Genomic DNA, 4920 nt, shown 5'->3' on the forward strand with positions numbered 1-4920 from the left:
AAAAAATGGATACTATAAAACTCACCCTTACCAAAGTGCCCGAACTCTTCCTTGAGGTAGAGCATATCTGCCCAGACGTGTTTGCAGGAAAGAGCAATCAGGAGATTGGCGAATTACACGTCCACATGGGCAACCAGACGAACAAACTCGGTGACTTCTTCACCATCGATGGAAAATCAGGGGAAACCGCTGCTGATACTAAGATTGTTATCGCCGGGGATCTCTCGAAGGTTTAGTACATCGGTATGAAGATGACTGCCGGAGAGGTCGAAATCCTGGGCAATGCAGACATGTATGTCGGTGCCTGGATGGCAGGCGGAAAACTAGTTGTCAAGGGGAATGTAGACTCCTTTGCTGGTATCGCCATGACCGGCGGCGAACTTATCATCGAAGGAAATGCCAGGAACTACATCGGTGCAGCCTACCGTGGGGACTGGCGTGGCATGCAGGGTGGTAAGATCGTGGTGAAAGGCAATGTCGGTTCTGATGTTGGATCCAACATGAACGGTGGGACCATTGAGATCGGCGGCAATGCTGATGTTCACCTTGCAACCCATGCTGATGGCGGAAAAATCATCGTCAAAGGTATCGCAAAAGGTCGTGTAGGTGGTCAGATGGTCAAGGGAGAGATCTACCTTGGCGGTATTGAGCGGATGATGCCCTCATTCAAATATGATCATGATGAGGATGTTGAGATTGACGGGAAGAAGACTAACTTCCAGGTTTATCTTGGTGACCTAGGAGAGCGTCATGGTAAGCGGAAAGGAGAGATCATCTATGGGAAGATCTATGTCTCAACCGGTGCAGCAGTTGTTGAGAAATCAAAACCATCAACAACGTTGGAACGTCGCTCAAAACTGACTGATAAACAGACTGCCCAAATGAAAGAGGTATATCCGACTCTGAAGGATTCAAGCCTTCAGACTGTCAGGGCATATATCTTTGAGAACTTCGGGGTCGATCTCAAGCCGATGCAGGTTTCCCGACTCATCGATTCTCTGAAAAGATAATCTCGTCCCTCTTTTTTTTGGAATGTATGAAACAGGGTAGAATCTCTCATGGAGATCCTGTATCTAAGCATGTGAAAATCAGTGGGGTTCTACCTGCGCTTTTACCTTGATATTCTCTGTTTCAATACAACTCATTCTGTTCACCATTCTGGATTGATCAGGTATTTTATTTTACTCCAGGTTTGTTGAAAGAGAGTAATCTGATCCTCTCACTTCCGATGTCCCACCGCTAATCATCAAAAACCAGGAAAAATTCACAAGACTTATATTGCCACATATTGACCTGAATATCACCGAGGAATCGTTAATGGAATTTAAGTATGTTCAGACAACATGTCCGTACTGCGGTACCGGCTGTTCGTTCAACCTTGTGGTTAAGGACGGAAAAGTCGTTGGGACTGCACCGTACCAGCGTTCACCGGTGAACGAAGGGAAGGTCTGCCCGAAGGGACTGTATTCCCACGAGTTCATCAATTCCCCTGATCGACTCACCACACCCCTGATTAAGAAGGACGGAAAGTTTGTAGAGGCCACCTGGGATGAGGCACTCAAACTCATCGCTGAAAAGTTCAAGACATTCAAGCCCGATGAGTGTGCTGTTCTTTCCTCAGCCCGTGTCTCAAACGAAGATAACTACGCGATGATGAAGTTCGCCCGTGGTGTCTTCAAAACCCGGCATATCGATCACTGTGCCCGTCTCTGTCATGCATCCACGGTAGCAGGTCTTGCAAATATTTTTGGCTCCGGTGCAATGACCAATTCCATTCTCGATATCGCCCAGGCAAAGTGTGTTTTTGTCATTGGTTCCAACACCTTTGAGAATCACCCGCTCATCGGTCGCAAGATCATGACGGCAAAGGCAAACGGTGCCAAGGTCATCTATGTAGACCCCCGGAAGACCCCGACCGGAAAACAGGCTGATCTCTTCCTGCAGTTCTATTCAGGAACTGATGTCTGTCTCCTGAATGGTCTGATGCACATAATCATCGAAAACGGCTGGGAAAACAAGGAATTCATCGAGAAACGCTGCAATGGCTTTGATGACCTGAAGAAAGAGGTCATGAAGGATGACTACAAACCAGAAAATGTCTCAACCGTTACCGGTGTTCCGGTCGAGGATCTAAAGACTGCTGCTGAATGGTTTGCAAAGTCTGGCGCAACTGCCATCCTGTACTCGATGGGTATCACCCAGCACACCACCGGAGTTGACAATGTCAAGTCCTGTGGAAATATCCAGATGCTTACCGGAAACCTCGGACGCCCGGGAACCGGTGTGAACGCTCTGCGTGGACAGAATAACGTGCAGGGAGCCTGTGATATGGGAGCCCTTCCGGTCGTGTTCACCGCATACCAGAAAGTCATCGATCCTGCAGCACACAAGAAGTTCGAAGATGCATGGGGATTCCCTGACGGTATTGCAGAGGGTAAGAACGGGTACGAAGTTACCGTCATGATGGATGTCCTCACCGACAAGCCCGGTGAACTGAAATGTATGTATATCATGGGTGAAAACCCGATGATCTCTGACCCTGACCTCACTCACGTTGAACATGCACTCAAGTCCCTCGACTTCCTGGTCTGCCAGGATATTTTCATGAATGAGACCAGTGTGCTCGCAGATGTCGTCCTCCCGGCAACCTGTTTCGCTGAAAAAGACGGAACGCAGACCTCAACCGAACGTCGTGTTCAGATGTGGAGAAAGGCCCAGGACCCACCAGGCGAAGCACGGTTAGACTGGCAGATTATCGCCGACATTGCCAAGGCAATGGGATACGAGAAGCAGTTTGCCTGGAAATCGGCCGAAGAGATCTTCACCGAGATGGCATCACTCACTCCGTCCTACGCAGGGATGAACTACGAGCGTCTGAGCAGACCTGAAGCACTCCACTGGCCATGCCCGACCAAGGAACACCCCGGAACCCCGATTCTCCATGGCGAGAAGTTCGGGATGCCTGATGGAAAGGGTCTGATGACCGGTATTTCGTTCAAATATCAGACCGAGCGCCCTGATGCAGAATATCCGTTCCTGCTTACCACCGGACGCTGTATCTGGCACTGGCACACTGGAACCATGACCCGGAGATCGGAGAACCTCGAACGCGAAGAACCAACCGGATGGGTTGAGATCAACCCTGAGGATGCAAAGGCTCTCGGTATCAAGAACGGTGAGATGATCAAGGCAATCAGCCGCCGTGGCGAGATCCAGATCACCGCTCGTGTCACTGATACCATCAAGAAAGGCGTCATGTTCATACCGTTCCACTTCGTGGAATGTGCAGCAAACATGCTGACCATCAATGCTCTTGACCCCATCGCCAAGATCCCGGAGTCAAAAGCCTGTGCTGTGAAAGTTGAGAAGATCCAGGAGGCCTGAAGATGGTAGCAAAAGGCGATATGGTCTATGCATGGGCAAAAGATGCAGAGATCCTGAAGAAGGGAGAGTGCGGTGGAGCGGTCACGGCACTATTGAAACATGCACTTGAATCCAAGATCGTTGATGCGGTCCTCGCAGTCAGGAGAGGACAGGACATCTATGATGCAGTTCCTGCATTCATCACCGATCCGGCAGAGATAGCATCAACTGCAGGTTCCCTGCACTGCGGAACCCTGCTGATGCCAAAGATCCTCAAGAAATACCTTGACGGCGTCAAGAACATGAAGATCGCAGTCACCTGCAAGGGCTGTGATGTTATGGCATTCTATGAACTGGCCAAGCGGAACCAGATCAACCTTGACAACGTCATTATGATTGGGGTCAACTGTGGAGGATCTGTCAGCCCGGTTGCAGCCAGGAAGATGATATCAGAGAAGTTCGAGGTAGATCCGAACGTCGTGCACAAGGAAGAGATCGACAAGGGTCAGTTCATCATCGAGTATGAAGGCGGACACAAAGGCATAAAGATCGACGAACTTGAAGAAGAAGGATACGGTCGCCGGTCCAACTGCCGCCGCTGCAAGATGAAAGTGCCCCGTGGTGCAGATCTTGCATGCGGAAACTGGGGAGTCATCGGAGACAAGGCCGGAAAGGCCACCTTTATCGAAGTCTGCTCAGAGAAGGGTGCAAACCTCGTATCTGCTGCAGCGTCCAAAGGTGCAATCGAGACCGCAACCCCGGACCCGAAAGGTATCGAGATTAGGGGCAAGGTTGAGAAGGCAATGCTCAAGCTCGGTGATGACTGGCGCAAGAAAGACTTTGCTGCACTTGGTGCCGGGAAAGAACGTCTGAAGACCATCATGGACGAGAGTTCCCGGTGTATCAAGTGTTTTGCCTGTGTGGACAACTGCCCGATCTGTTATTGTGTGGAGTGTTCAACCAAGAAACCATGGTTCGTCACCCCGGGACAGTTGCCACCAGGTCTCATGTTCCACCTGATTCGGTTCGCCCATGTGTCCGACTCCTGTATCAACTGTGGTCAGTGTGAAGAACTCTGTGCTATGGATATCAGAAATGCTCTCTTCATGCATGCCCAGCAGGTTGAGATCGAGAAGATGTTCAACCACACTCCGGGTCTTGATATGACTCCGCCAATTCATGCACTAGCAGAAGAGAAGACAGAGCGGGCACGACTTGATGCGACAGGCACAGACTCGATCTATACCAATATTTTCGAAGAATAATCCCTTTTTTATAAGGGCGATTTCTCTGGTTTCAGGGGAATCCCCCGTACCAGCCTTGGGGATATCTAAATAGGTTCTTCTTCTGACATTCCTCGAAAATTCAGCTGGTTCTTATGGTTAGGTATCTTGATATATTTTATTGATAAAATAATTATGCCATTATAAATTATCCCCTTCGATACCATCTATGTTATACTGATACCCGTGGATAATTTTCTGGGTTTTACATGGACCTTCAATCGGTACTAACCGGATTCTGTCTGATATCTGCATGTATTACCTATGGTCTTGG

At 49.4% G+C, this 4920-nt stretch carries 3 protein-coding genes and 1 pseudogene; all 4 read left to right on the forward strand.

Annotated elements, in window-relative coordinates; genetic code table 11:
- Positions 1-236, forward strand: a pseudogene (locus LUQ50_RS16010) (formylmethanofuran dehydrogenase subunit C); the annotation flags it as partial.
- A 9-nt stretch (positions 237-245) separates the two neighbouring features.
- Positions 246-1010: a formylmethanofuran dehydrogenase subunit C gene (locus LUQ50_RS12625; protein ID WP_367279012.1), complete on the forward strand. Its 765-nt coding sequence runs from the start codon at positions 246-248 to the stop codon at positions 1008-1010.
- A 307-nt stretch (positions 1011-1317) separates the two neighbouring features.
- The gene (gene fdhF, locus LUQ50_RS12630) at positions 1318-3384 is read left to right on the forward strand and encodes a formate dehydrogenase subunit alpha (protein ID WP_300040196.1); all 2067 of its coding nucleotides are present in this window, start codon (positions 1318-1320) and stop codon (positions 3382-3384) included.
- 2 nt (positions 3385-3386) lie between these two features.
- Positions 3387-4628: a Coenzyme F420 hydrogenase/dehydrogenase, beta subunit C-terminal domain gene (locus LUQ50_RS12635; RefSeq protein WP_300040197.1), complete on the forward strand. Its 1242-nt coding sequence runs from the start codon at positions 3387-3389 to the stop codon at positions 4626-4628.
- Positions 4629-4920: the final 292 nt, after the last annotated feature.

The organism is Methanospirillum sp. (assembly GCF_028679455.1).
Classification (GTDB): domain Archaea; phylum Halobacteriota; class Methanomicrobia; order Methanomicrobiales; family Methanospirillaceae; genus Methanospirillum.